This is a genomic window from Streptomyces sp. NPDC048106 (assembly GCF_040706415.1).
Lineage (GTDB): Bacteria > Actinomycetota > Actinomycetes > Streptomycetales > Streptomycetaceae > Streptomyces.
Map to the genome: position 1 here is coordinate 1 of NZ_JBEZND010000016.1, position 24,324 is coordinate 24,324.

26 protein-coding genes are annotated in these 24,324 nt (G+C 71.8%); 20 read left to right on the forward strand and 6 right to left on the reverse strand.

Annotated elements, in window-relative coordinates; all coding sequences use genetic code 11:
- The first annotated feature begins 107 nt into the window (after positions 1–107).
- From AB0927_RS18065 to AB0927_RS18105, 9 genes are all read left to right on the forward strand, one after another.
- Positions 108–752, forward strand: a complete 645-nt coding sequence (locus AB0927_RS18065; RefSeq protein WP_366668593.1) for an HAD family hydrolase — start codon at positions 108–110, stop codon at positions 750–752.
- Between the two features lie 93 nt (positions 753–845).
- Positions 846–1,592, forward strand: coding sequence for a VC0807 family protein (locus tag AB0927_RS18070; RefSeq protein ID WP_366668594.1), 747 nt, complete (start codon positions 846–848; stop codon positions 1,590–1,592).
- A gap of 23 nt (positions 1,593–1,615) precedes the next feature.
- Positions 1,616–2,833 (forward strand): MFS transporter, encoded by a 1,218-nt coding sequence (locus AB0927_RS18075; protein WP_366668595.1) that lies wholly within the window; start codon positions 1,616–1,618, stop codon positions 2,831–2,833.
- On the forward strand, positions 2,784–3,956 hold the full coding sequence (locus AB0927_RS18080) for an acetoin utilization protein AcuC (protein WP_366668596.1): 1,173 nt from the start codon (positions 2,784–2,786) through the stop codon (positions 3,954–3,956). The genes AB0927_RS18075 and AB0927_RS18080 overlap by 50 nt, the downstream gene beginning before the upstream one ends.
- An 84-nt stretch (positions 3,957–4,040) precedes the next feature.
- Positions 4,041–4,838 (forward strand): phosphatase, encoded by a 798-nt coding sequence (locus AB0927_RS18085; protein ID WP_366668597.1) that lies wholly within the window; start codon positions 4,041–4,043, stop codon positions 4,836–4,838.
- Positions 4,839–4,967: 129 nt separating this feature from the next.
- Positions 4,968–5,174, forward strand: coding sequence for a helix-turn-helix domain-containing protein (locus AB0927_RS18090; RefSeq protein ID WP_366668598.1), 207 nt, complete (start codon positions 4,968–4,970; stop codon positions 5,172–5,174).
- Between the two features lie 132 nt (positions 5,175–5,306).
- Entirely contained in the window at positions 5,307–5,405 is a 99-nt protein-coding gene (locus AB0927_RS18095) for an AURKAIP1/COX24 domain-containing protein (RefSeq protein ID WP_003948845.1), read from the forward strand.
- A 205-nt stretch (positions 5,406–5,610) separates the two neighbouring features.
- Positions 5,611–6,669 carry an NAD-dependent epimerase/dehydratase family protein gene (locus tag AB0927_RS18100; RefSeq protein ID WP_366668599.1) on the forward strand — a complete coding sequence of 353 codons (1,059 nt, stop codon included), beginning with the start codon at positions 5,611–5,613 and terminating at the stop codon, positions 6,667–6,669.
- A gap of 34 nt (positions 6,670–6,703) precedes the next feature.
- Complete coding sequence (locus AB0927_RS18105; RefSeq protein WP_366668600.1) at positions 6,704–7,804, forward strand: lysophospholipid acyltransferase family protein; 1,101 nt, start codon at positions 6,704–6,706, stop codon at positions 7,802–7,804.
- Positions 7,805–7,878: 74 nt separating this feature from the next.
- Here AB0927_RS18105 and AB0927_RS18110 read toward each other — a convergent pair whose 3' ends face one another.
- The 3 genes from AB0927_RS18110 to AB0927_RS18120 form a co-directional block, all read right to left on the reverse strand.
- Positions 7,879–9,084 (reverse strand): DUF5667 domain-containing protein, encoded by a 1,206-nt coding sequence (locus tag AB0927_RS18110; protein WP_366668601.1) that lies wholly within the window; start codon positions 9,082–9,084, stop codon positions 7,879–7,881.
- 247 nt (positions 9,085–9,331) lie between these two features.
- Entirely contained in the window at positions 9,332–10,120 is a 789-nt protein-coding gene (locus AB0927_RS18115; protein WP_366668602.1) for an ECF subfamily RNA polymerase sigma factor, BldN family, read from the reverse strand.
- A 304-nt stretch (positions 10,121–10,424) separates the two neighbouring features.
- On the reverse strand, positions 10,425–11,351 hold the full coding sequence (locus tag AB0927_RS18120; RefSeq protein ID WP_366668603.1) for an HAD-IB family hydrolase: 927 nt from the start codon (positions 11,349–11,351) through the stop codon (positions 10,425–10,427).
- 149 nt (positions 11,352–11,500) lie between these two features.
- Between AB0927_RS18120 and AB0927_RS18125 the strand changes: the two genes are divergently transcribed.
- From AB0927_RS18125 to AB0927_RS18150, 6 genes are all read left to right on the forward strand, one after another.
- On the forward strand, positions 11,501–11,791 hold the full coding sequence (locus AB0927_RS18125) for a glutaredoxin family protein (protein WP_366668604.1): 291 nt from the start codon (positions 11,501–11,503) through the stop codon (positions 11,789–11,791).
- A gap of 280 nt (positions 11,792–12,071) precedes the next feature.
- Complete coding sequence (locus AB0927_RS18130) at positions 12,072–12,839, forward strand: redox-sensing transcriptional repressor Rex (protein ID WP_366668605.1); 768 nt, start codon at positions 12,072–12,074, stop codon at positions 12,837–12,839.
- Positions 12,836–14,512 (forward strand): glutamyl-tRNA reductase, encoded by a 1,677-nt coding sequence (locus AB0927_RS18135; protein WP_366668606.1) that lies wholly within the window; start codon positions 12,836–12,838, stop codon positions 14,510–14,512. Before AB0927_RS18130 ends, AB0927_RS18135 begins: the two co-directional genes overlap by 4 nt.
- A complete protein-coding gene (gene hemC, locus AB0927_RS18140) occupies positions 14,509–15,468 on the forward strand; it encodes a hydroxymethylbilane synthase (RefSeq protein WP_366668607.1) in 960 nt (319 codons plus the stop codon). Before AB0927_RS18135 ends, hemC begins: the two co-directional genes overlap by 4 nt.
- Positions 15,465–17,168 (forward strand): bifunctional uroporphyrinogen-III C-methyltransferase/uroporphyrinogen-III synthase, encoded by a 1,704-nt coding sequence (locus AB0927_RS18145; protein ID WP_366668608.1) that lies wholly within the window; start codon positions 15,465–15,467, stop codon positions 17,166–17,168. Before hemC ends, AB0927_RS18145 begins: the two co-directional genes overlap by 4 nt.
- Positions 17,169–17,302: 134 nt before the next feature.
- On the forward strand, positions 17,303–17,695 hold the full coding sequence (locus AB0927_RS18150; RefSeq protein ID WP_366668609.1) for an ATP-binding protein: 393 nt from the start codon (positions 17,303–17,305) through the stop codon (positions 17,693–17,695).
- Here the strand turns inward: AB0927_RS18150 and AB0927_RS18155 are convergent.
- Entirely contained in the window at positions 17,641–18,630 is a 990-nt protein-coding gene (locus tag AB0927_RS18155) for a helix-turn-helix domain-containing protein (protein WP_366668610.1), read from the reverse strand. The two genes, AB0927_RS18150 and AB0927_RS18155, sit on opposite strands and share 55 nt — an antisense overlap.
- A gap of 129 nt (positions 18,631–18,759) precedes the next feature.
- On the opposite strand from AB0927_RS18155, the gene AB0927_RS18160 reads away from it, so the two are divergent.
- The 5 genes from AB0927_RS18160 (at position 18,760) to AB0927_RS18180 (ending at position 21,879) form a co-directional block, all read left to right on the forward strand.
- A complete protein-coding gene (locus AB0927_RS18160) occupies positions 18,760–19,725 on the forward strand; it encodes an NADP-dependent oxidoreductase (RefSeq protein WP_366668739.1) in 966 nt (321 codons plus the stop codon).
- Between the two features lie 31 nt (positions 19,726–19,756).
- Positions 19,757–20,077 carry an NIPSNAP family protein gene (locus AB0927_RS18165; RefSeq protein ID WP_366668611.1) on the forward strand — a complete coding sequence of 107 codons (321 nt, stop codon included), beginning with the start codon at positions 19,757–19,759 and terminating at the stop codon, positions 20,075–20,077.
- Between the two features lie 64 nt (positions 20,078–20,141).
- Positions 20,142–20,588, forward strand: coding sequence for a heme-binding protein (locus AB0927_RS18170; protein ID WP_366668612.1), 447 nt, complete (start codon positions 20,142–20,144; stop codon positions 20,586–20,588).
- A gap of 171 nt (positions 20,589–20,759) precedes the next feature.
- Positions 20,760–21,086: a nucleoside triphosphate pyrophosphohydrolase gene (locus AB0927_RS18175; protein WP_366668613.1), complete on the forward strand. Its 327-nt coding sequence runs from the start codon at positions 20,760–20,762 to the stop codon at positions 21,084–21,086.
- A gap of 388 nt (positions 21,087–21,474) precedes the next feature.
- Complete coding sequence (locus AB0927_RS18180) at positions 21,475–21,879, forward strand: CYTH domain-containing protein (protein ID WP_366668614.1); 405 nt, start codon at positions 21,475–21,477, stop codon at positions 21,877–21,879.
- 103 nt (positions 21,880–21,982) lie between these two features.
- Here AB0927_RS18180 and AB0927_RS18185 read toward each other — a convergent pair whose 3' ends face one another.
- Both AB0927_RS18185 and AB0927_RS18190 read right to left on the reverse strand, forming a co-directional pair.
- The gene (locus tag AB0927_RS18185; protein ID WP_366668615.1) at positions 21,983–23,104 is read right to left on the reverse strand and encodes a lytic polysaccharide monooxygenase; all 1,122 of its coding nucleotides are present in this window, start codon (positions 23,102–23,104) and stop codon (positions 21,983–21,985) included.
- 217 nt (positions 23,105–23,321) lie between these two features.
- Positions 23,322–24,317 carry a phospholipase D-like domain-containing protein gene (locus AB0927_RS18190; protein WP_366668616.1) on the reverse strand — a complete coding sequence of 332 codons (996 nt, stop codon included), beginning with the start codon at positions 24,315–24,317 and terminating at the stop codon, positions 23,322–23,324.
- Positions 24,318–24,324: the final 7 nt, after the last annotated feature.

The following is a 24,324-nucleotide window of genomic DNA, read 5'->3' on the forward strand; positions in this document are numbered from 1 at the left end:
ATGGTACTGCAGGGGGGACCCTGTGGGAGAGTAGGACGCCGCCGAACAATTTTTGGGGAAACCCCCGCACCTCTGGTGCGGGGGTTTTCTGCGTTTAGGGTTGGACCATGCGCTATGAACTGATCCTCTTCGACAACGACGGCGTCCTGGTGGACAGTGAGCCGATCTCCAATCGGCACCTGGCGGCCTATCTGACCGAGCTGGGCGTGCCGACGTCGTACGAGGACTCGCTGCGCGACTACATGGGCTCGGCGATGCACCGGATCCACGACCTCGTCCTGGAGCGCACCGGGCGGCGGTTGCCGGAGGACTTCGACGACGTCTTCCACGCGCGGGTCTTCGCCGCGTTCGAGCGGGAGTTGAAGCCCGTGCCGGGCGTGGCCGAGGTGCTGGGGAAGCTGGCCGCGGACGGGGTGCCGTACTGCGTGGCCTCCTCCGGGAGCCATGAGCGGATCAGGGTGGGGCACCGCACCACCGGGCTCGATCGCTGGTTCCAGGAGGAGCGGATCTTCAGCTCGCAGGACGTGGGCAAGGGCAAGCCGGCGCCCGACCTCTTCCTGTACGCGGCCGAGCGGATGGGCGTCGCCCCCGAGCGGTGCGCGGTCGTGGAGGACTCCCCGCTGGGCGTCCAGGCGGCCGTGGCGGCCGGGATGGACGTGTACGGGTTCACCGCGATGACCCCGGCCGAGCGGCTCACCGGGACGACCCGACTGTTCGGCGCGATGAGCGAGTTGCCCGACCTGCTGATATGACCCGTGCCATCCGGCGGGGCCTGACATCTGTCATGCGGTGGTCCGGACGAACGTTTCTACCGGCGGCCCCCCGCCGGCCGCGAAGCTGAGGGCATGACGCAGAACACGGGGGCCCAGGGCCGGAGCGCACGGCGCGAGCACGGCATGCGGGACAACATCAGGCCGCTCGTCATCGACGTGGCCGCGCCCCTCGGGGCGTACTACCTCCTCAGGGACGGCCTCGGCGCGAGCACCCTCGCGGCGCTCGCCTGGAGCAGCGTGCTGCCGGCGGCGCGGACGGTGTGGGGCCTGGTGCGCGAGCGCCGGGCCAACGCGCTGGCCTGCCTCATCCTGGCGGTCAACGTCGTCTCCCTGCTGGTGAGTTCGGTCGCCGGGGACCCGCGGCTGATGCTCGCCAAGGACGGCGCGATCAGCAGCACCCTCGGCATCGGGATCCTCCTCTCGGTCCGGCTCGGCCGGCCGATGATGAGCACCGCGGCGATGCCCTTCCTGGTCAAGGGGGACGCGGCGAAGGAGGCCGCCTGGCGGCGGCTGACCGGTGGGTCCTCGGCGCGGTCCGCGGCCTTCCGGCGGCGGGAGAGCGTGTTCTCCGCCGTCTGGGGCCTGGCCCTGCTCGCCGAGTGCGTCGCGCGGGTCGTCGGCGCGTACACCGTGCCCGTGGACACCATGGTCTGGCTCGGCACCGTCCTCCTGGTCGTCTCGATGGCGACCGCCTTCGTCGTCAGCGGTGCGCTGGCCGCCGAACCGATGGAGAAGCTGCTGGCCGCCGAGGCCGCCGCGGGGACCAACACCGCCGAAGCTGAAGGAAATTCACCTTCTGCGGTGTCTACCCACAGGTAGTCCGGGGCCCTACGCTCGCCGCCATGACTGATGTGCTGCGGCGCGGCAGGGCCTCGCTGGCGTTCGCCTTCTTCGCCCAGGGCGCCGCCTTCGCCCTGCTGGTGACGCGCATCCCCGCCCTCCAGGACCGGTACGGCATATCCGACGCGCTGCTGCCGGTCTTCCTGGCCGCGGTGCCGATCCTCGCGGGCGTCGGCAGCGTCACCACCGAGCAACTGGTCAAGCGGGTACGGCCCAGCCGGCTGCTGCGCTGGTCCCAGCCGGTGGCGCTGCTCGCGCTGCTGGGCGCCGCGGCGGGCGGGCGGGGCCAGCTTGCCACGGTGGCGGTGGCGCTCGGGGTGTTCGGGCTGTCGGTGGGGGTGCTGGACGCCTCCATGAACATGCTCGGGGTCAGCCTCCAGCGGTCGTACGGGCGCAGCATCATGCTCAGCTTCCACGCCGTGTACAGCCTGGGCGGCATCGTCGGGGCCTCGCTCGCGTGGGCCGGGGCGCACTGGCAGCTCGCGCTGTGGGTGTCGTACCTCCCGGTGGTGGCCGTCCTGCTGCCGGCGACGCTCGTGGGCAGCAGGTGGTACGTCGACGGGGAGGCGGCGGCGCCGGTCGAGGAGGGGAACGGCGGCGGGGGTGTGGTCTTCCGGCTGCTGCTGCCGCTGTGCCTGGTGATGACCTTCGCCTACATCGGGGACTCGACGGTCTCCAACTGGAGCGCGAAGTACCTGAAGGACGTGCTGGGCAGTTCGGAGCAGTTGGCGACGGTGCCCTACAACGTGTACATGGTGACGACCCTGGCCGGGCGGGCCCTGGGGGACTTCGGGGTGCGGCGCTTCGGCGCGGCGGCGGTCGTACGGCTCGGGGCGCTGCTGGCGGCCGGCGGGTTCGCGGTGGTGGCCGTGGCGCCGGGGGCGTGGGTGGGGATGCTCGGGTTCACGCTGCTGGGTCTGGGGCTGTGCGTGCTGGTGCCGCAGACCTTCGCGGCGGCGGGGCGGCTGTTCCCCGGGGCGTCGGACGCGGCCGTCGCCCGCCTGAACATCTTCAACTACGTCGGGTTCCTGATCGGCTCGCCTTTGGTGGGGGCGGTGGGCGACGCCTGGAGCTATCGCGGGGCGATGCTGTTGCCGATGGTGTTGGTGCTGGTGACGCTCGTGTACGCCAGGTCGTTCGCGACGAGTGCGGGCCGATACGGTGGCGGGCATGAGCGGCCGCGCACAGCTGATGTGGGACGAGGCAGTAACGGGCTATGACTTCGGTCCGGGTCATCCGATGGACCCGGTGCGGCTGGCACTGACCCGGAACCTGGTCGGTGCCCTGGGGGTCGACCGGGAGCTGGAGATCGTCGCGGCGAAACCGGCCGGGGAGTCGACGCTGCGGCTGGTCCACCGGGAGGACTACATCGACGCGGTGAAGGCCGCGTCCGCGGACCCGGCGGGGGCGGACGGGTCGTACGGGCTGGGGACGCCGGACGATCCCGCGTTCGCCGGGATGCACGAGGTGTCCGCGCTGATCGCGGGGCAGTCGGTGGCGGCGGCGGAGGCGGTGTGGCGGGGGGACGCCCCGCACGCCGTGAACTTCGCGGGCGGGCTGCACCACGCGATGCCGGGGGGCGCGTCCGGGTTCTGCGTGTACAACGACGCGGCGCTCGCCATCGCGCGGCTGCTGGAGCTGGGGGCCGAGCGGGTCGCGTACGTGGACGTGGACGTGCATCACGGGGACGGGGTGCAGGCCGCGTTCTGGGAGGACCCGCGGGTGCTGACGATCTCGGTGCACGAGCATCCCCGCACGCTGTTCCCGCAGACCGGGTGGCCGCAGGAGACCGGCGGCGGGGCGGGGGAGGGGGCGGCGGTGAACCTGCCGCTGCCGGCCGGGACGGGGGACGCGGGGTGGGTACGGGCCTTCCACGCGGTGGTGCCCGAGCTGCTCGCGGAGTTCCGGCCGCAGGTGCTGGTCTCCCAGCACGGGGCCGACACGCACTTCGAGGATCCGCTCGCGCATCTCGCGGTCTCGCTGGACGCGCAGCGTGCGGTGCAGATGGCGTGCCATGAGCTGGCGCACGAGTACGCCGACGGGAAGTGGGTCGCGCTGGGCGGCGGCGGTTACGCGGTGGTGGACGTCGTGCCCCGCTCCTGGACCCATCTCGTGGCCATCGCCGCGGGGCGGCCGGTCGCGCCGGAGACGGTGATCCCCGAGGGCTGGCGCCAGGAGGTCTACGCCCGTACGCGCCGGCTGGCTCCCCAGCGGATGACGGACGGCCGCTGGCCGGTCTCCTGGTCCTCGTGGGACGGGGGCTACGACCCCGCCGACCGCCTGGACCAGTCGGTACTGGCGACCCGCCGGGCGGCCTTCCCGCTGCGGGGCCTGCTGCCGTAGGGGCCGTTGGGCCGTTACGCCAACCGTGCGGAAAACCCCTGGTATTTCCCTTCCGGGACGGGGCGAGGGGTCACCATCGCAAGCGTGTTGAGCTATCTGTCCGCGGTCCGGCTGGCCGGGACCGTGGGGACGCCGCGGGAGCGGAGTCTGCGGAGGTACCGGATGTTCGCGGCCCGCGATCCCCGCGCGCTGATCGGGATCGATCCGCAAGGGGCCTGGCAGGAGCCGGAGTTGCTCGGGCTGATGGCGGAAAGGTGTGGGGTTCCGGCCGACCCCCGGTACCGTTCGGGGCCGGACGCGATCGATCCGGCCCGGACGCTCGCCGCGCTGGACGCGTTCGCGGCGCGGCTGGCGGCGGCCGCGGGGCGTCACGCGCCCGTGCTGTTCGGCACCGGCCACCCCGGCTCGCTGCTCGGCTTCTACGCCGCTCTCGCGGACGCCCTCTCGGCGGCGGGATGTGAGGTTCTCACCCCCGCGCGGGGTCGCTGTGTCGACATATTGACCCGGTTCGGTCTACGCACGCATCGCATCGACTACGTACGACGCGTCGCGTTGGTGCGGGAAACCGACGCCGGGCGCCCCGGTTGTGAGCCTGGCGCGCACTGCCATTCGCCGCTGCCCGTCCGGGTCGTGCTGGAGGCCGCGGCGGCCGCCGGAGGCCCGCTGCCCGAGCTGGTCGTCGGCGACCACGGCTGGCTCTGCGGCGCAGGTCAGCTCGGGTTCGAGGCGATCGGCCCGGCGGACGCGGACGATCCCGCGCCGTTCGTCGGCGAGGCGGAGGGCGCCGTCTCCGTCGTCGTACCGCTGGACGACGGAGCCCGGTCTAGTCACTACCTGCCACTCACCCGCTACGTGCTCAAACGCGCGTGTCTGTCACAGTAGGCCGCCGATGGGTGCACCTCTTCCCCACTCGTACCATCCGCCCCTAGTCTGGGGAGTGAGCACGCAGCGACGAAGAGTCACCGGAAGGGGAAGCCGGCGGCCGTCGAGTGCGGAAGGTGCAGGTGTGTCATGGCTGGCGAGAGGCCTCTGAACGAGGTTCAGTTCCTGACCGTGGCGGAGGTCGCCACGGTGATGCGAGTGTCGAAGATGACCGTGTACCGCCTGGTGCACAGCGGTCATCTGCCCGCGATCCGGGTGGGGCGGTCCTTCCGCGTCCCCGAACAAGCGGTCCACGAGTACCTCCGCGACAGCTATGTGGGGGTGGAGACGGCCTGACGACCCCCTCCGGGGGGCCCGGAGACCCTCGATTACGACCTCGGCGCTCGGTTGGGTAGGCTAGCCCCTCGTAGGTCGTGTGGGCCCATGGCGCCCAAACAACCGAGTGATGAAAAGTGAGCGAGGGTAGTCGTGGGCTCTGTTATCAAGAAGCGGCGCAAGCGGATGGCCAAGAAGAAGCACCGCAAGCTGCTCAAGCGCACGCGCGTCCAGCGTCGCAACAAGAAGTAAGCGCGGTCGCCGCGTCCGCGCGGCACCGTGAGCGACGCTCCGCGAGAGCGCGTCCTGTGGCCCTCCACCGACAAAGGTGGGGGGCCACAGGTGTATTTCCGTCACCTCACGCATCGGCCGGTCATCGCAGCGCAACATCCACCCGCTAAGTTGGCCCCCACGGGGAACGCGGGACGTGAGGAACGCCGGAAGGAAGGCGCTGATCTTGGGCAAGGTCGTGCTCGTCACCGGGGCCGCCCGGCAACTGGGCGGCCGGTTCGTGCGGCGGATCCAGCGGGACCCGGAGGTCGAGCGGGTGATCGCGGTGGATGCCGTGCCGCCCGCGCACCGGCTGGGCGCGGCCGACTTCATCCAGGCCGACATCCGGCAGCCCACCATGGCCCGCGTGCTCGCGGAGACCGGCGCCGACACCGTCGTCCACCTCGACGTGACGGGCACCGCGCTGGGCGGCGGCAGCCGGGCCACGGTCAAGGAGACCAACGTCATCGGCACCATGCAGCTCCTCGGCGCCTGCCAGAAGTCGCCGGCGGTCGAGCGGCTGGTGGTGAAGTCCAGCACCAACGTGTACGGCTCCGCGTCGCGCGATCCCGCCGTGTTCACCGAGACAGACCCGGCCAAGTCGCTGCCCAGCGGCGGCTTCGCGAAGGACACGGTCGAGGTCGAGGGGTACGTGCGGGGGTTCGCGCGGCGGCGGCCCGATGTGGCCGTGTGCGTCCTGCGGTTCGCCAACATCCTCGGGCCGTCCGCGGACACCCCGCTCGCCTCGTACTTCGCGCTGCCGGTGCTGCCGACCGTGTTCGGCTACGACCCGCGGCTCCAGTTCGTGCACGAGGACGACGTGGTGGAGGTGCTGCGGCTCGCCTCGCACGAGCCGCGCCGGGGCACCCTCAACAGCGGGACCTTCAACATCGCCGGGGACGGGGTGCTGCTGCTCTCGCAGTGCTCCCGGCGGCTCGGGCGGCCCACCGTGCCGCTGCTGCTGCCGGCGGTCACCTGGGCCGGTTCCCTGGTCCGTACGCTGGGCATGACGGACTTCTCGCCGGAGCAGTTCCGGCTGCTGACGCACGGGCGGGTCGTGGACACCGCCGAGATGCGCGACACGCTGGGGTTCACGCCCCGCTACACGACGGCGGAGGCGTTCGCGGACTTCGCCCGCGGCCAGGGCGCCGGGCTGCTGCCCCCGGAGGCCGTCGCGGGGGCCGTCGACCGGATCGCCGCGCTGGCCCTGCCCGGCGGCCGGCCCACGACGCACAGTGCCGACTAAGGCCGACTAGCGCCAACCGAGGAGCGCGGTAACGATGGCGGACGCCAAGGTCATTCCCTTCGACGACGACCGGTCCCGGGGAAGCGGGAGCGGCAGTGGTCCACAGCGGTCCGGGAGACGGCGGGGTGCGGGCGGCCGGCGCGGCGGCCGTGGCGGCGCCGGGGCCGGGACAGGCGAGTTGGGCGAGGTGCAGCGGCTGCCGGGACGGGAGCCGGGGCCGCAGGACGGCCCGGCGGGCGCGGACGAGGCGCCGGCCGGCGCGCCGGGCTCCGGCGGCCCGGACGGTGGCCCGGACGGCGGTCTGGAGCGGCGGTTGGCGGCCGGGCTGGCGTTCCTGCGGCGCCGGCTGACCGGGGACTACGAGGTCGACGACTTCGGCTACGACGCGGAGCTGACCGACCAGGTCCTGATGTCGCTGCTGCGGCCGGTGTACGAGAAGTACTTCCGGGTCGAGGTGAAGGGCGTCGAGAACATCCCGGAAAAGGGCGGGGCGCTGATCGTCGCCAACCACTCCGGGACGCTGCCGCTGGACGGGCTGATGATGCAGGTCGCGGTGCACGACCGGCATCCCGCCGGCCGGCATCTGCGGCTGCTCGCGGCGGACCTGGTGTTCGTGCTGCCGGTGGTCAACGAGCTGGCGCGCAAGCTCGGGCACACCCTGGCGTGCGCGGAGGACGCGGAACGGCTGCTGGGGCAGGGGGAGCTGGTGGGGGTGATGCCCGAGGGGTTCAAGGGCATCGGGAAGCCCTTCAGCGAGCGGTACAAGCTGCAGCGGTTCGGGCGGGGCGGGTTCGTGTCGACCGCGATGCGGCAGGGGGTGCCGATCATTCCCTGCTCGATCGTCGGCGCCGAGGAGATCTACCCGATGATCGGCAACGCGAAGACGCTCGCGCGGGTGCTGGGCATCCCGTACTTCCCGCTGACCCCGACCTTCCCCTGGCTCGGGCCGCTGGGCGCGGTGCCGCTGCCGACGAAGTGGACGATCCAGTTCGGCGAACCGATCCCCACGGACGGGTATCCGCCGGAGGCCGCCGAGGACCCGATGCTGATGTTCAACCTCACGGACCAGGTGCGGGAACAGATCCAGCACACCCTGTACAAGCTGCTGGTGCAGCGCCGCTCGGTCTTCTTCTGACCGACGGCACGACGGCCGACGGCACGACGGTGGGGGCGCCCAGCTCGGAAGGGCGCCCCCACGGTCGTAGGGCCTCAGTCAGCCGCCTCGTTGTCGATCCCCAGTCGCGGGAGCAGGCCCGGCAGGAGTGGGGGGAGGGTGACGTCGGGGGCGGTGGCCGGGGGTTTGCCGGCCGGCGGGGTGCTGCTGTCGCCGCTGGACTTCGGCGGGGTCAGCAGGCCGCCGGTGCTGCCGCCGAGCAGGCCGTCGCCGGCGCCGGTGGTGGCGGTGCCGGTGGGGCTCCCGGTGCCGGTCTGGCCGGCGGACGGGGTGCTGCTGGGCGGGGCCGACCGGTGGGCGCCGGGGGACGCCGCGCCGGGGCCCCGGTGGGTGCCGTCGCCGCCCTGGGAGGGCTGCCGCGGCAGCAGGGACTGGAGCGGGGCGACCTCCTGGTCTATGGCGTCGAACACCGACGACACCTGCTCTTTGACGTCCCCGAGCTGCGTCGGCAGCCGGTCGCTGAGCGCGCTCCAGGCCTCGCGGTGGGACCGGGAGAACGTGGACAGCGCCTGGATCGGGCCCAGTTGGTCCGGATCGGCCTCGTAGGCCGCGTGCAGCAGCCGGTGGCCCTCGGTGACGTCGTGCCGCATCCCGGACAGGGTGCGGCGGATCTCGCCGATGGACTCGTGGTCGAGGTGGCCGCCGCGGCCGCGCTCCATCAGCCGGCGGGCCTCGCCGAGCCGGGTGGAGGCCTGGTCGAGGTAGACCTGGCCGCGCTGGTCCTCGCCGTTGCTCAGGTAGTCGAGCTTGAAGTCCTCGATACCGCGTTTCAGTCCGTACAGCGAGTCGCCGGGCAGGGCGTGGGAGCTGGCGGCGGCGACCCCGCCGAAGGCTCCCGCGGCCACGCCCACGCTGAGCCCACCGGCCGCGAGGCCCTTGGTCAGCCTGGTGCGCGGCCGGAGTTTGCCCAGCGGGCTCGCCCGGTGGGCGCCCTTGCCCCGGCGCTGTGCCGGTACCGAAGCGTCCGCCGCCCCGGCCCCCTCCTGGAACATGGCCTCCATCGCGGCCACCAGCCGTGCGCGCTGGACGACCTTGACTTCGGGGTCGAGCTGCGGCCTGGGCAGCGCGCCGAGGCCGTCCGCGAGGGCCAGCAGCCGGCCCTGCTCGGTCAGTTCCTCGGGGGTCGGCGGGGATCCCGCCGCTTCCTCGGACTGCTCGGCCGCCGTGTCCCGGTCGGACTGCTCCTCCAGGGCCTGGGCGAAGGCGTGCGCCCGCCGGTGCGCCGATACGTTCGCGATCACTGGCGGCACCTCCTCTCGTCATGACGGTCGACTCCCCAGGGGGTCCTGAGGGTTGCACGCCCCCGACCACTCCACACGATCGAGCGATGGGTCGGCCGGGGGGTGACCACAGGGAGCCTGTATCCCGCTCAACGACTGGCGCGGCACTTGGGTTACGGACGCCGGATGATCCGTCCGGAAAGTCAACGCGCCTTTACAGAAGGTGAGTTGGCGGTCGCCCGGAGTGGTGCGCCGCGGGTGGCCGTGCTCAGCGGGCGTCGTCCGGCAGCAGCCGGGCGAGAGTGCGGACGGCGCGGTACTGGAGGGTCTTGATCGCGCCCTCGTTCTTGCCCATGACCCGGGCGGTCTCCGCGACCGACAGCCCCTGGAGGAAGCGCAGCGTGACGCACTCCTGCTGCTGCGGGTTGAGGCGGCGCACGGCGTCCAGGAGGGCGGCGTTCGACAGGGACTCCAGGACGGAGTCCTCCGGGGAGCGCTCGACCTCGTTGGCGTCCAGCATCTCGCCGGTGGTGACCTCCAGGCGGAAGCGGCTGGACTTGAAGTGGTCGGCGACGAGGTTGCGGGCGATCGTCACCAGCCAGGCGCCGAAGTCGCGCCCCTGCCAGGTGAAGGTGCCGATCCGGCGCAGGGCGCGCAGAAAGGTCTCGCTCGTCAGGTCCTCGGCGGTCGCCCGGCCGCCGACGCGGTAGTAGATGTACCGGTAGACGGTGTCGCTGTACTGGTCGTACAGCCGTCCGAAGGCCTCGGCCTCGCCCGCCTGGGCGCGCTCGACCAGGTCCATCATCCGGGCACTGTCGCTGTCGGCGGCGGGGCGGCGGGCGGTGGCGGCGCCGCTCGCCCCGGCGGAGCGCCCGCGTCTGGTGACGGCGGCGCCGCCGTCGGCCAGTGCGTAGCACGGGCCCGCGGGCGCGGCGAGGGCGAAGGCAGGGACGGCGGGCGCGGTGGGGACGAGGCCGCGCAGCGTCTCTTTGACCGTTGCGACAGTTGCGCGCAGCGTAGCCAGGCCCGAGGCGTCAACCCCGACGTGTGGGTACACGGGACTCCCAGAGGCAGAGCTTTCATCACGTGCAGTGCGGAACCGTTCACCCGTCGTGGCGACGGAGGGGTACCGGTTTGCGTCTGAGGAGAATAACGCTTCGTACAGGCGCTGCTACACCGAGTTGCTCAAATCACCGATTGCGTCGCATCCGTAACCGGTTGTTGTCCTCTCTCGGTTCGGAATCTGATCGCTTCTTGACCGAAAAATGGCGTATTTCGGCGAACTCGGGACGAGTTGAAATGGCCGCGGCATAATTCCGGGCGCGAGGGAGGGGGCTGGGGAGATCCCCGCCGACGGGTGGTTACCGGCGTCGGCGGCTCAGGGCGATGGCCGCCGCGGTGCCGCCGGCGACCGCGCCCACGCCCGCCGCGGCCGGGATGCCGACCCGCGCCGCCTTGCGTCCCGTGCGGTAGTCCCGCAGCCGCCAGTCCTTCTCCCGCGCGTGCTTGCGCAGCTTCGCGTCCGGGTTGATGGCGTACGGGTGGCCGACGAGGGAGAGCATCGGGATGTCGTTGTGGCTGTCGCTGTACGCCGCGCAGCGGGCGAGGTCCAGCCCCTCCGCCGAGGCCAGCGCGCGCACCGCCTCCGCCTTGGCGGGCCCGTGCAGCGGCTCGCCCACCAGGCGGCCGGTGTAGACGCCGTCCACCGACTCCGCGACGGTGCCGAGCGCGCCGGTCAGGCCCAGCCGGCGCGCGATCACCGTGGCGATCTCCACCGGCGCGGCGGTGACCAGCCACACCTTCTGACCCGCGTCCAGGTGCGCCTGGGCGAGGGCCCGGGTGCCCGGCCAGATGCGGTCGGCCATGTACTCGTCGTAGATCTCCTCGCCGATGGTCTGGAGTTCGGCGACGCGATGGCCCTTGACGATGGACAGCGCCGAGTCGCGGGCGTCCTGCATGTGCTCGGGGTCCTCGACGCCGGCCAGCCGGAACCACGCCTGCTGCCAGGCGAACCGGGCCAGGTCGCGCGTCTCGAAGAACTTCCGCTTGTACAGGCCCCGCCCGAAGTGGAAGATCGCGGCGCCCTGCATCACGGTGTTGTCGAGGTCGAAGAAGGCGGCCGCGCTGGTGTCGCCGATCACCGGGAAAGCCGGTTCCTCCTCGGCCCGCGCGGTCTCCTGTGCCTCCTCCGAGGACTTGCGGGCGGCCTCCGCCGAAGCCTCGCCTGCCAACACGCTCCGCGCCGTGGCGGAGCGCCTACGGGGAGTGAGCCATCCGAGAGCGGCCATGTCGTGAGCATAGCCAGTCCGTTCGGCGCTTCCGGAGCCGAGAGGTTCGAAGACGGTTAACTCCGGGTGAGGAGAGGGTCGAACCGGGTGCGGCGAGGCCGGACCGGGTGCGGGAAGGCGGGACCGGGTGCGGGAGGCCGCGCGCGAGAATGGCGGGCATGAGTCCACTCTTCCGACGCAGGACCGCGAAGACCCAGCCCGGTGAGCGGCTGGTCACCCTGATCCGCAAGCCGGGCTGTCACCTGTGCGACGACGCGCAGGCCGTGATCGAGGAGGTCTGCCGGGAACTCGGGGTCCCCTGGGAGCCGAAGGACATCACCGAGGACAAGGCGCTGTACGACCAGTACTGGGAGCAGATCCCCGTCGTACTGGTCGACGGTGAACAGCACACCTTCTGGCGCGTGAACGCCGACCGGCTGCGCAAGGCACTGACCGAGTAGTCCAACTGGTCCGAAATTCGCTTAGAATTCACGGGCGGTTCGGTCTCGGGGGCGGGATTCACGAGGAGCGTGTGCGGTTTTGCCCCCAGTAACGAAGGTGCGCCGGTGTCTATGCGCCGGTTCCCGCCAACGGCGCGAAAGGTGCGTGACCCCGGTCACTTCTGCCGGGCAAATCGGACACCATCTTTGTGCACGCGTTCACAAAGACATAGCCTGCTGTCGACGGGGCGGTCTGGGAACGTGTGACCGCCCGCAGCCCCGCTCTACCATCAGGAGCACCGTGGCAACTGGCCGAACACACCGACCGGCGACCCGCAGCCGAGGGATTCCCGAGGCCACCGTCGCCAGGCTTCCGCTGTACCTCCGAGCCCTGACCGCGCTGTCCGAGCGCTCGGTGCCCACGGTCTCCTCCGAGGAGCTGGCCGCGGCCGCGGGGGTCAACTCCGCCAAGCTGCGCAAGGACTTCTCCTACCTGGGCTCCTACGGAACGCGCGGTGTCGGCTACGACGTGGAGTATCTCGTCTACCAGATCTCCCGCGAACTCGGCCTGACCCAGGACTGGCCGGTCGTCATCGTCGGTATCGGTAACCTCGGCGCCGCCCTCGCCAACTACGGCGGGTTCGCCTCCCGTGGTTTCCGGGTCGCCGCGCTGATAGACGCCGACCCGGGGCTGACCGGCAAGCCGGTCGCGGGCATCCCCGTGCAGCACACCGACGACCTCGAGAAGATCATCAAGGACGACCGGGTCTCCATCGGTGTGATCGCCACCCCGGCCGGCGCCGCCCAGCAGGTCTGCGACCGGCTCGTGGCCGCCGGGGTCACCTCCATCCTGAACTTCGCGCCGACCGTCCTGTCCGTGCCGGACGGCGTCGACGTGCGCAAGGTCGACCTGTCGATCGAGCTCCAGATCCTCGCCTTCCACGAGCAGCGCAAGTCCGGCGAGGAGACCGCGGCCGGCGACGGCGCCCTGCCCGCCGCCGTCACCCCCCGCGACGACTCCGCCGACCAGGGGCCCGACGGGGACGTACCCGCCGTGATGCCGGCATGAGCCTCCTCGTCGTCGGACTGAGCCACCGCAGTGCCCCGGTCAGCGTCCTGGAGCGGGCCGCGCTGAACGCGGAGGACCAGACCAAGCTGCTGCACGACACGGTCGCCGCCGAGCCCGCGACCGAGGCCTCGCTGCTCGCGACCTGCAACCGCATCGAGCTGTACGCCGACGTGGACAAGTTCCACGCCGGTGTCGCCGAGCTGTCCACGCTGCTCGCCCAGCACAGCGGCGTCGGCCTGGAGGAACTGACTCCCTACCTGTACGTCCACTACGAGGACCGGGCCGTCCACCACCTCTTCTCGGTGGCCTGCGGCCTGGACTCGATGGTCGTCGGCGAGGGTCAGATCCTCGGCCAGATCAAGGACTCCCTGGCCCGTGCCCAGGAGCAGCACACCGCGGGCAAGCTGCTGAACGACCTGTTCCAGAAGAGCCTGCGGGTCGGCAAGCGCGCCCACTCCGAGACCGGCATCGACCGCGCCGGCCAGTCCCTGGTCACCTTCGGCCTGGAGCAGCTCGCCGCCGGCGGCGACGTCCGGCACTGGGCGGCCGGCCGCAAGGCGCTGGTGATCGGCGCCGGTTCGATGTCCTCGCTGGCCGCCGCCACGCTCGCGCGGGCCGGGGTCGCCGAGATCGTCGTGGCCAACCGCACCTTCGACCGTGCCGAACGGCTCGCCGAGATCCTCATGGCGGCCGACGACAACGCGGTGACCGCCCGTGCGGTACGGATGGACGCCGTGCCGGACGAGCTGACACGTGCCGACGTCGTCGTCTCCTGCACCGGGGCGACCGGGCTGGTGCTCACGGCGGAGGCGGTCGCCCAGGCGGTCGAGGGCCGCACCGGGCAGCCGGCCGTCGCCGAACCGGTGCCGAGCCGCACGGCCCCGAAGGACGCCCCGTCCGACGAGAACTGCCCCCTGGACCTGGCCGCGGCACAGCCCGGCTTCTCCGTGATGGGCGAGGCCGCCGTGGCCGGGATGGACGCGGCCACCCTGGAGCAGCACGCCACATGGGCCTCGGCCGGCAACACCCGCCCGGCGGGCGGTCGGGCGCCCGAGCGCCCCGAGGCCGACGCCGAGCTGATCACCGCGCTCGCCGCGACCGCCGCCACCGCGGGCCGGATCCCCGAGCGGCGCCGCCCCGAGCCGGTCGCCGAGCGCCCCGCGCCCGCCCTCTTCCTCCTCGACCTGGCGATGCCCCGCGACATCGACGCCGCCGTGCACCGCCTGGCCGGGGTGCGCCTGGTGGACATCGAGTCGCTCGCCGAGGCCTCCGCCGACGCGCCGATGGCGGCCGACGTGGACCAGGTACGGCGTATCGTCTCCGACGAGGTCGCGGCCTTCGGGGCGGCCATGCGGGCGGCGCACATCACGCCCACCGTGGTCGCGCTGCGCACCATGGCCGCCGACGTCGTCGCCGCCGAGATCGCGCGGCTGCACGGCCGCCTGCCCGACCTGGACGAACGCCAGCGCGGCGAGATCCGCCAGGCCGTGCACCGGGTCGTGGACAAGCTGCTGCACGCGCCGACCGTGAGGGTCAAGCAGCTCGCGGCCGAGCCCGGCGGCGCCGGGTACGCGGACGCGCTGCGCACCCTGTTCGACCTCGACCCCGAGACGGTCGCCTCCGTCTCCCGGGCCGAGGACAGCACAGAAGAAACGAAGGACCGACCGGCATGAGTGACAAGGCACTGCGACTGGGGACCAGGCGGAGCAAGCTCGCCATGGCCCAGTCCGGGCAGGTGGCGGAGGCCGTCCGCCGGGTGACCGGGCGACCGGTCGAGCTGGTCGAGATCACGACGTACGGCGACACCTCCCGCGAGCATCTCGCGCAGATCGGCGGCACCGGCGTGTTCGTCACGGCGCTGCGTGACGCGCTGCTGCGCGGCGAGGTCGACTTCGCCGTTCACTCGCTCAAGGACCTCCCCACCGCGCAGCCCGCGGAGCTGGTCCTGGCCGCCCTGCCGGAGCGCGAGGACCCGCGGGACGTGATCGTGGCGCGCGACGGCCTGAAGTTCACCGACCTGCCGCGCGGCGCCCGCATAGGCACCGGCGCCCCGCGCCGCATGGCCCAGCTCAACGCGTACGCCCGCGCCCATGGCCTGGACATAGAGACGGTCCCGATCCGCGGCAACGTGGACACGCGGATCCGGTACGTCCGTGACGGCGAGCTGGACGCGGTCGTCCTGGCCGCCGCCGGACTCAACCGGATCGGCCGCATAGAAGAGGTGACCGACTTCCTGTCGGTCGACACGGTTCTGCCCGCCCCCGGCCAGGGGGCCCTGGCGATCGAGTGCGCCGCCCAGCGCGCGGACCTGATCGCGGCGCTCGGCGAGCTCGACGACCCGTTCACGCGGGCCGCCGTGACCGCCGAACGATCACTGCTCGCCGCCTTGGAGGCCGGTTGCAGCGCACCTGTGGGTGCACTGGCCGACTTCCTGGGCGACGGACAGGTTGTCAAGGAAATGCGCCTGCGCGCGGTCGTCGGGACCACCGACGGCACCCGCATGGTGCAGTTGTCCACCACCGGTTCCGTGCCCCAGACGCACGAGGGTGCGCTGGCACTCGGTAGCGACCTCGCCACCGAGATGCTCGCCCAGGGCGCGGCCGGTCTGATGGGGGAGCGAGCACATTGAGCCCCACCGCCCTTCCTGCCGCCGGTCCGGAACACGGGCACGTCACCTTTCTCGGTGCCGGACCCGGGGATCCGGGACTGCTGACTCTGCGCGCCGTGGAGGCACTGTCGAACGCGGACGTCCTGATCGCCGAGCCCGAGGTGCTCGATGTGATCCGGACGCACGCACGGCAGGGCGTCTCCGTCGTGCACACCGACGGGGACCTCTCCACGTCGCCGCCGGGCACGCCGCAGCTCACGGTTGTTGACGGCACGTCAACCACCGCCGCTGCCCCGTCTCCTGCCCGGGATGCCGCTCATCTTGTCATGGAGGCCGCGCGGGGCGGCAGGCGGGTCGTGCGTGCGGTGTCCGGTGACCCCGGGCTCGACACGGACGCCGCCGAGGAGATGCTCGCCTGCGCCGCCGCCGGGGTGCCCTTCGAGGTGGTCCCGGGCGTGGCGGCCGCGGTGGGTGTGCCGGCGTACGCCGGTGTGCCGCTGCGGGACGCCGACGGCGCGGACGTCCGGTTCGTGGACGCCCGTACCGCCTCCGACCGCTGCTGGACGGAGGTGGGCGCCTCCGACGGCACGGTGGTCGTCTCCACGACCCTGGACGCGGTGGCCGCCGCGGCGGGCGAGCTGGTCTCGGCCGGCCGCAAGCCGGACACCCCGCTGACCGTCACCATCGCCGGTACGACGACCCGCCAGCGCACCTGGGCCGCCACCCTCGGCACCATCGCGCAGACGCTGAAGCAGGCGAAGGTGCTGCCCTCGCCCGACGGCGGCCGGCCGGTGATAGCCGTGGTCGGCGAGCGCTCCGCCGCCGCCCGGCGCGACCAGTTGTCGTGGTTCGAGTCCAAGTCGCTGTTCGGCTGGAAGGTGCTCGTGCCGCGCACGAAGGAGCAGGCGGCCTCGCTCTCCGACCAACTGCGTTCCTACGGCGCGGTGCCGCACGAGGTCCCCACCATCGCGGTGGAACCGCCGCGCACGCCCCAGCAGATGGAGCGCGCGGTCAAGGGCCTGGTCACCGGCCGCTACGAGTGGATCGCCTTCACCTCCGTCAACGCGGTGAAGGCCGTCCGGGAGAAGTTCGAGGAGTACGGCCTCGACGCCCGTGCCTTCGCGGGCATCAAGGTGGCCGCGGTGGGCGAGCAGACGGCCCTCGCGCTGATCGCCTTCGGCGTCAAGCCGGACCTGGTGCCGAGCGGTGAGCAGTCGGCGGCGGGTCTCCTGGAGGACTGGCCCCCGTACGACCCGGTCTTCGACCCGATCGACCGCGTGTTCCTGCCCCGCGCCGACATCGCCACGGAGACGCTGGTGGCCGGGCTGATCGAGCTGGGCTGGGAGGTCGACGACGTCACGGCGTACCGCACCGTGCGCGCCTCGCCCCCGCCGGCCGAGACCCGCGAGGCGATCAAGGGCGGCGGCTTCGACGCGGTCCTCTTCACCTCGTCCTCCACGGTCCGCAACCTGGTCGGCATCGCGGGCAAGCCGCACAACGTGACGGTGATCGCCTGCATCGGTCCCGCGACGGCGAAGACGGCGGAGGAACACGGTCTCCGGGTCGACGTCATGGCCCCGGAGCCCTCGGTGCACAAGCTGGCCGAGGCACTGGCCGACTTCGGCGCGAAGCGCCGCGACGCGGCGCTGGAGTCGGGCGACCCGGTGACGCGCCCGAGCGAGCGGCGTCCGGGAGCGCGGCGGCGTCGTTCGACGACCTGACCGTTCTCGCCCACCCGCCCACCCACAGCTCTTGGCTGAAGGGTGGGCGGGCTGGTTTATGCGGTCAGTGCTTCGCCGCGTACGGCAGGAAGCTCGCCCAGCTGCGTGATGTGAATCAGGAAACCCAGCAGTCCGTGTCGGCGCCAACGCCACTGCGCCCGTTCTCCGTACCGCTGTCGGCCACCCGCCGCGGCGCCCGCCTGGCGAGGTTCCTCGCGGTGGAGCAACTGGAGTCGTGGGGCGTCCCGTTGGACCCGGCGAGGGTGATCGTGGCCGAACTCGCCACGAACACGGTGCTGCACGGCAGGGTGCCGGGCCGCAGCTTCCGTCTCACCCTGGCGGTGCCCGCGCCCGGCGTCCTGCGCATCGAGGTCACGGACACCCGCGCGGAAGCGCTCCCCGTGCGCGGGTCCGCCACCGTGCAAGACGGTGTGGGCGGAGTGCGCGTTCGATCCGTACCCGGGGTCGGGGGTCAGGCGGGCGTGAGCGGCCCTGCCGGCTCCGGTGCGTTGTGGGCGCGGCGGTAGGCCAGGGGTGACAGGCCCAGGTATGTGTGGAAGTGCTTGCGCAGGGCGACGGGGTCGCCGAAGCCGCAGGTGGTGGCGATCCGGGCGACGGTCAGGTCGGTGGACTCCAGCAGCAGCCGCGCGTGCGCGAGCCGCCGCTGTGCCAGCCACTTCAGCGGGCTGCTGCCCACCTCGCTGCGGAACCGCCTGGTGAAGGTGCGCACGCTCATGTGCGCGTGCCGGGCCATGTCCTCCAGGGTGATCGGCTCGGCCAGCCGGTCCAGGGCCCACTGCCGGGTCGCCGAGGTGGAACGGTCGGTGTCCTGCGGAACCGGGTGCTCGATGAACTGCGCCTGTCCGCCCTCGCGCCACGGCGCCACCACGCAGCGCCGCGCGGCGGCGGAGGCCACCGCCGCCCCGTGGTCGAGGCGGACCAGGTGCAGGCACAGGTCGATGCCGGCCGCTCCGCCGGCGGAGGTCAGGATGCGGCCGTTGTCGACGAACAGCACGTCCGGATCGACCTGGACGTCGGGGAACAGCCGCGCCAGCGCGTCGCACAGCGCCCAGTGCGTGGTGGCCCGGTGGCCGTCCAGCAGACCGGCCGCCGCGAGCTGGAAGGCCGAGGTGCACAGGCTGACGATGCGGGTGTCCGGCCCTATCCGGTCCAGCGCCGCGGTGAGTTCCTCGGGGAGCGTGCCGGTCGCGAGCAGGTGTTCGCTGGGTTCCTGCGTGGCGAGCACGACGGTGTCCGCGGTCTCCAGCACCGACTCGTCGTGGTCGACGACGATCCGGTAGTCCTCGTGCGTGCGCACCGGCCGGCCGCCGAGGGAGCAGGTGCTGACGGAGTACAGGGGGGTCCCGTCCGGCTCGCGGGCCTCGTTGAACACCCGGGCGGGGATGCCCAGGTCCAGCGGCAGGACTCCGTCGAGGGCGAGAACGGCAACACGATGCGGCATGGCCGGAATGGTACGACAGGTGGCCCTCCGGCCACTCACTCGCCTCCGTGAGTACGGGCCAATCTTTCTTCTGTCGGGGCCGCGGTCCCGGCAGAAGAAGGAACCGAGACGGACATGAGCGAGGACGAAATGAGCGAGCAGACCATGCGGGCGGTCACCATCACGGAGTTCGGTGGGCCGGAGGTGCTGACCGTCGAGGAGGTCGCGCGCCCGGTGCCGCTGCCGACCGAGGTGCTGGTGCGGGTGCACGCGGCCGGCGTCAACCCGGTGGACTGGAAGACCCGCGAGGGTCAGGGCATGGCGGGGCTCCAGACGTTCCCGCTGATCCTGGGCTGGGACGTGTCGGGCGTGGTGGAGGAGGTCGGCTTCGGCGTGACCACGCTGAAGGTCGGCGACGAGGTGTACGGCATGCCGTGGTTCCCGCGCGCCGCGGGCGGCTACGCCGAGTACGTGACCGCCCCGGCCCGCCAGTGGGCCCGTAAGCCGGCCACCCTGGACCACGCGCACGCGGCCGCCGTGCCGCTGGCGGCGCTGACCGCCTGGCAGACCGTGGTCGACACCGCCCATGTGCGGGCAGGCCAGCGTGTCCTGATCACGGCCGCCGCCGGCGGGGTCGGCCACTTCGCGGTCCAGTTCGCCCGGCATCTGGGCGCCCATGTGATCGCCACCGCGAGCGCCGCCCGGCACGCCTGGCTCAAGGAGCTCGGCGCCGACGAGATCATCGACTACACCACCACCCGCTTCGAGGACGTCGTCAAGGACGTCGACGTCGTCATCGACCTGGTGGGCGACGCGCACGACCGGACCAGCACCCGCGCGCTGAAGGTCCTGCGTCCGGGCGGCCTGCTGGTCGCCGTGCCGTCCGGTGTCGCCCCGGAGCTGGCCCAGGCCGGCGAGGCGGCCGGCGTGCGCGTCACCCCGTACCTGGTCGAGCCGGACGGCGAGGCGCTGGCCACGATCGCGGACCTGATCGACGACGGCGAGGTCGTCGTCGAGGTGGAGGAGACCTTCCCGCTGGAGCGGGTCGGCGCGGCCCACACCCGCGTCGAGGCGGGCCGCACCCGCGGCAAGATCGTCCTGACCACGGCCAACTGAACTACTTATAACCGCAGTTGGGAGCCGCACCATGTACTACGAGATCCGCCGCTACCAGGCCCGGCCGGGACGCCGCGAGGAGTGGGTGCGCTACATGGAGGACGTGGTCCTCCCGTTCCAGGCCTCGCTGGGCATGGACGTGACCGCCTCCTTCGTGGACGCCGAGGACGAGGACGGCTATGTGTGGATCCGCCGGTTCGAGGACGAGGCCCAGAGCGAGGCCCTGTACGCGGCCGTCTATCAGGACGACCGCTGGAAGAACGAGATCGGACCGGTCGTCCACGACCTGCTGATCCCCGAGAAGACCGTCGTCACCCGCGTGGCCCCCACCCCCGCCTCACCCTTGCGATGACCCGGCTCCGGCCGCTTCATCCGCCACCGCATCGCACAGCACAGCACAGCAGCAAGGAACCATCATGAGCACTGACACACCCCGGAAATCGGCCCCCGCCTCGTCGGTCACGCGGGCCGCCGCCGGCGAACTCATCGCGGCGGTGCACGGCGCCGCTGCCCGGATCGGCTTCTCGGCGGCCGTCGCCGTCACCGACCAGGCCGGACATCCGAAGGCGTTCGACCGGGCCGACGACGCGCCCTTCCTCACCGCCGAGGTCGCCCTGGACAAGGCCTGGACCGCGGCCTCCTTCCGCCTCCCCACCCACACGTGGAACGACCTGATCGCCAACCCGCGGATCGCACCACTGGCCGGCCACCCCCGCGTGATGGCCGTCGGCGGCGGCTACCCGATCATCGAGAACGGCCGGTACATCGGGGGCCTGGGAATCTCCGGCGGCGACTACGCCCAGGACCAGCAGGCCGCCGAAGAGGCCCTGGCCGCCCTCGGGTTCGAGCTGCCCGGTCAGTGACCGACCACCGGAGTGTCGGGCCACCGCCGACCCGACACGGTGACGGGCGCCGTCCGAACGGGTGGGATCCGCGGTGCGCATAGCCAGTCGTGAGGCGACTTCCCTAGGCTGCGGCGGGACGAAGGGGCGGCATTCGGCGATCGCCTCACGGGCATGCGCGGGAGGACACGGGTGAACTCCTACAGCACGAACGGGAAGTTGGTGCGGGACCGGATTCCGCAGATCATCCGCGACGGCGGGGCCGAGCCGGTCGTCTACATCGCGGATCGGGAGGAGTACCGCAGTCGGCTGCGGGACAAACTCGGCGAGGAGGTCGCCGAGTTCCTCGCGGCGGGTGCCGACACGGCGCCGGAGGAACTGGCGGACGTGCTGGAGGTCGTCCACGCCCTCGCCGCGGACCTGGGAGTCGACGGGGATCAGCTGGAGAAGATCCGCGCGGCGAAGGCGGGCGAACGCGGTGGCTTCTCCGACCGGATCATCTGGACGGGCAACCGCTGACCGGAGGCCGCTCGCACGACCGGTTGGTAGATGGGCTCAAGCTTCGGGCTTCGTCACTTTCTCGACCTCGCCGAGCGCGGCGATGGAGAGTGCGGCGATGTGTGGAGAAAATGGGCGGCACGAGAAGGCAGGGAAACGTACGCGTATATGACGCTGGATGCTCTACTCGCCGCGGTTGCCCTCCATTCGACGGAGGCGGCGCAGGAGGAGCGTACGGTGCTGATGCCCGTCACCGCGGCGGACGTGATCCGCAGGGACCGCGTCTACTACAACCGGTACCTGCGGCGATGCGGTCGTTGGCACAGGGCATGCAGGTTCTTCAACGGTGGCGCAGTAAAAGCAGCTTGGCTCATGCGCACTCGGCGATTAACGCAGGAGGACGTCCACGTTGACAGGGCAGATCGAAGTGGAGCGCAAGCGGCGGCTGCCGGACGGCGGCGCGGGTCTGGCGGGGGTGCTGGCCGGCCTTGGCTGGGTCGACGCCGAGCCGATGACCGAGGCGGACGCGTACTACAGCCGACCGGACGTCGACTACATGGAGACCGTGGAGTGCCTGCGGGTCCGCCGGCGGGACGACGTCGCGGAGTTGACCTACAAGCCGCCGTCGACCGCCGCCACCCACAGCGCGTACGGCGTGATCTCGAAGCCGGAGACGAACGTGCGGCTTGCCGCCGGGGACCAGGCGGCCCTGGCCGATGACCTGCTGGAATGCATCGGCATGCGGCTGCTGGTCCGGCTGCCGTACCGCGACCTCGCCCTCGGCCGGGCTGGCGATGAGCGGTGTGCGTCGTGAACTCGGCGGGGGCGACCGTACTTGGCCTGCCCGGTGAACCCTCGGGGCGGTCACGCGGAGCGGCCTGTGGGCGTCCGGGTGGATGCCCACAGGCCGGTGTGACTTATGGCGTGGTGCAGCTGATGGAGCCGGATGGGAGGTTGTTGCCGGACGACGAGGTCGCGGTGAAGCCGAACGTCGTCGTGCCGTCCGCCGCGATGGTGCCGTTGTAGTCGGCGTTGCGGACCGTCACCGCGCCGCCCGTGCCGGTGGAGAGGACGCCGCTCCACACGCTGCTGATCGTCGTGCCGCTGCCCGGGGTCCAGCCGACGTGCCAGCCGCTGATGGGCGAGGTGCCGTGGTTCATGACGGTGACCGTGGCCTGGAAGCCGCCGCTCCAGGAGCTGTCCACCTTGTAGGTGGCCATGCAGGAGCCGGTGCCGCTGGTCGGCGGAGGCGTGGTGGGCGGAGGCGTGGTGGGGGGAGGCGTGGTCGGGGGAGGCGTGGTCGGGGGCGGGGTCGAACCGCCGCTGCCCCGGATGCCCGTGACCTCGCCGTGGCCGCCGTCGAAGACGATGTCGGAGCAGGAGAAGAAGTTCTCGCTGCTGTCCGAGCGCACCCACTGGATGAACATCAGCGCGTCGCCCGTCCGGCCGGAGGGCAGCGTCTGGTTCCAGTAGTAGTGACCGCCGTCCGTGCCGGGCGAGCCGGACGCGGGCGGGTTGGTGACCGTCGAGGCGAGCTGGAGGTCCGACCAGGCGAGCGGGGTGGTGGGCGACCAGCCCTGCTTGGTGAAGTAGACCCTGAAGTCACCGGGGTGCTGGGCCCAGTTGCTGTAGTCGAGCTCGATGGTGGAGCCCGAGGTCAGGTGCGTCTTCGGCCAGTCGTTGCGGGCCAGGTTGTAGCCGCTGAAGTCGTACGGCGACTTGTTGCCCGCGCTGCAGATGGTGCCGTCCGGGACGTAACCCTCGCCCCGTCCGGCGGCGTTGGAGTCCAGCACCGCGAACCAGTTGTAGAGCGAGCTGGAACCGCTCTGCGCGATGGCCGCCGCACAGGCCGGGTTGGTCGGGTCGACCGCGCCGGTGCTCGTGATGGCGTCCTTGTAGCAGAGGTAGGTGCGGGAGCCGGGGGACATGGCGACGCCGTGGGCCGATGCGTTCCCCGTGCCGAGGAAGACCAGCCCTAAGGCGGAGAGCAGGGCGGCGACTGCTGCCAGCAGCGCCGAGATTCTGCCGCGTCTGATCATGGGGGGATGTGACCTTTCGCAGAGGATCGACATGCCAGGAAAAGGCATGTGCATGACATTTGCGAAGTGCCGTGGAGCGCTGGCGTGGGAGCGCTCCCACCCTTCGGAGGATAGGGACGCGTTAACCATATGTAAACGGCCTGGACAAAGAGCGGGCCCGGACGGGACGGTCTGGCCGTCCCGTCCGGGCCGCTCGTACGCGATCCGGTTGTCCGCGTTACGCGGCCGTGCCGCCCGCGTAGTCGCTGTTGAACGTCGTCTCGACGGTCTGGGCCACCGGCTGGGCCACCCCCGTGCCGGTCATGATGATGCCCAGCTCACGGTTGTTGCTGAGGGAGTTGCTGCTGATGTTCATGGAGCCCGCCTCCACGGCCTGGGTGGTCAGGCCGTAGTCGGCCACCATCGCCTTGGCGTGGATGTAGAAGCCGTTGGGGTCGGAGTAGCCGACGACCGTGCCGCCCGCGGCCTTGACCGCGGAGACCTGGCTGGCGTAGCTGGCGGGGTCTTCGAGGACGACGCGGACCTTCACCCCCGCCTTGGCGCGCGCCACGATCGCGTTGACGACCGTGCTGTCGCTGAACTCCAGCTCCTGGACGTCGAGCGTCTTGGTCGCGGCGTTGATGAAGGACACCAGCTTGCTGCGGGAGTCGGTGGGGGACCACAGCAGGTGGTCGCCGTCGGTCGGGGTGATCGAGGTGCCGGCGTAGTCGGCGTCGAAGACCTTCTCGATCGCGGCGACGTCGCGGGTGTCGTCGGTGAAGACGCCGTAGTCCCGGCTGGTCGTGTAGTACTGCGAGGTCAGGTTGCCCGTCATGACCAGGGACTTCACGCCGTCCACGGTGATCGTCTTCTGGTGCGTGTAGACGTAGGCCGTGGAGGACCAGGCCACGCCCACGCCCGCGTTCGTCAGCGTCGTGTACGCCGTGTTGTTGGCGGTCTTGTGCGCCTGGTCCAGGACGACCCGGACGGTGACGCCCTTCTTCTCCAGCGCGACGAGGTCGTTGACGGCCGTGGTGTCCTCCAGCTCGTACATCGTCATGTCGAGCTTGCTGGTGGCCGAGTTGATGAAGTCGTAGATCGTCGGCTGGCCGGTGCCGGCCTGGGAGAAGGCGAACGCCGAGTACGTCGCCGCGTTCGCGGGGACGGCGGCGATGGCGACGGCCGTACCGGCGGCGAGGGCGACGGCGGCGCGGGCGAGGGTCTTCCGCAGCATTGCGTGA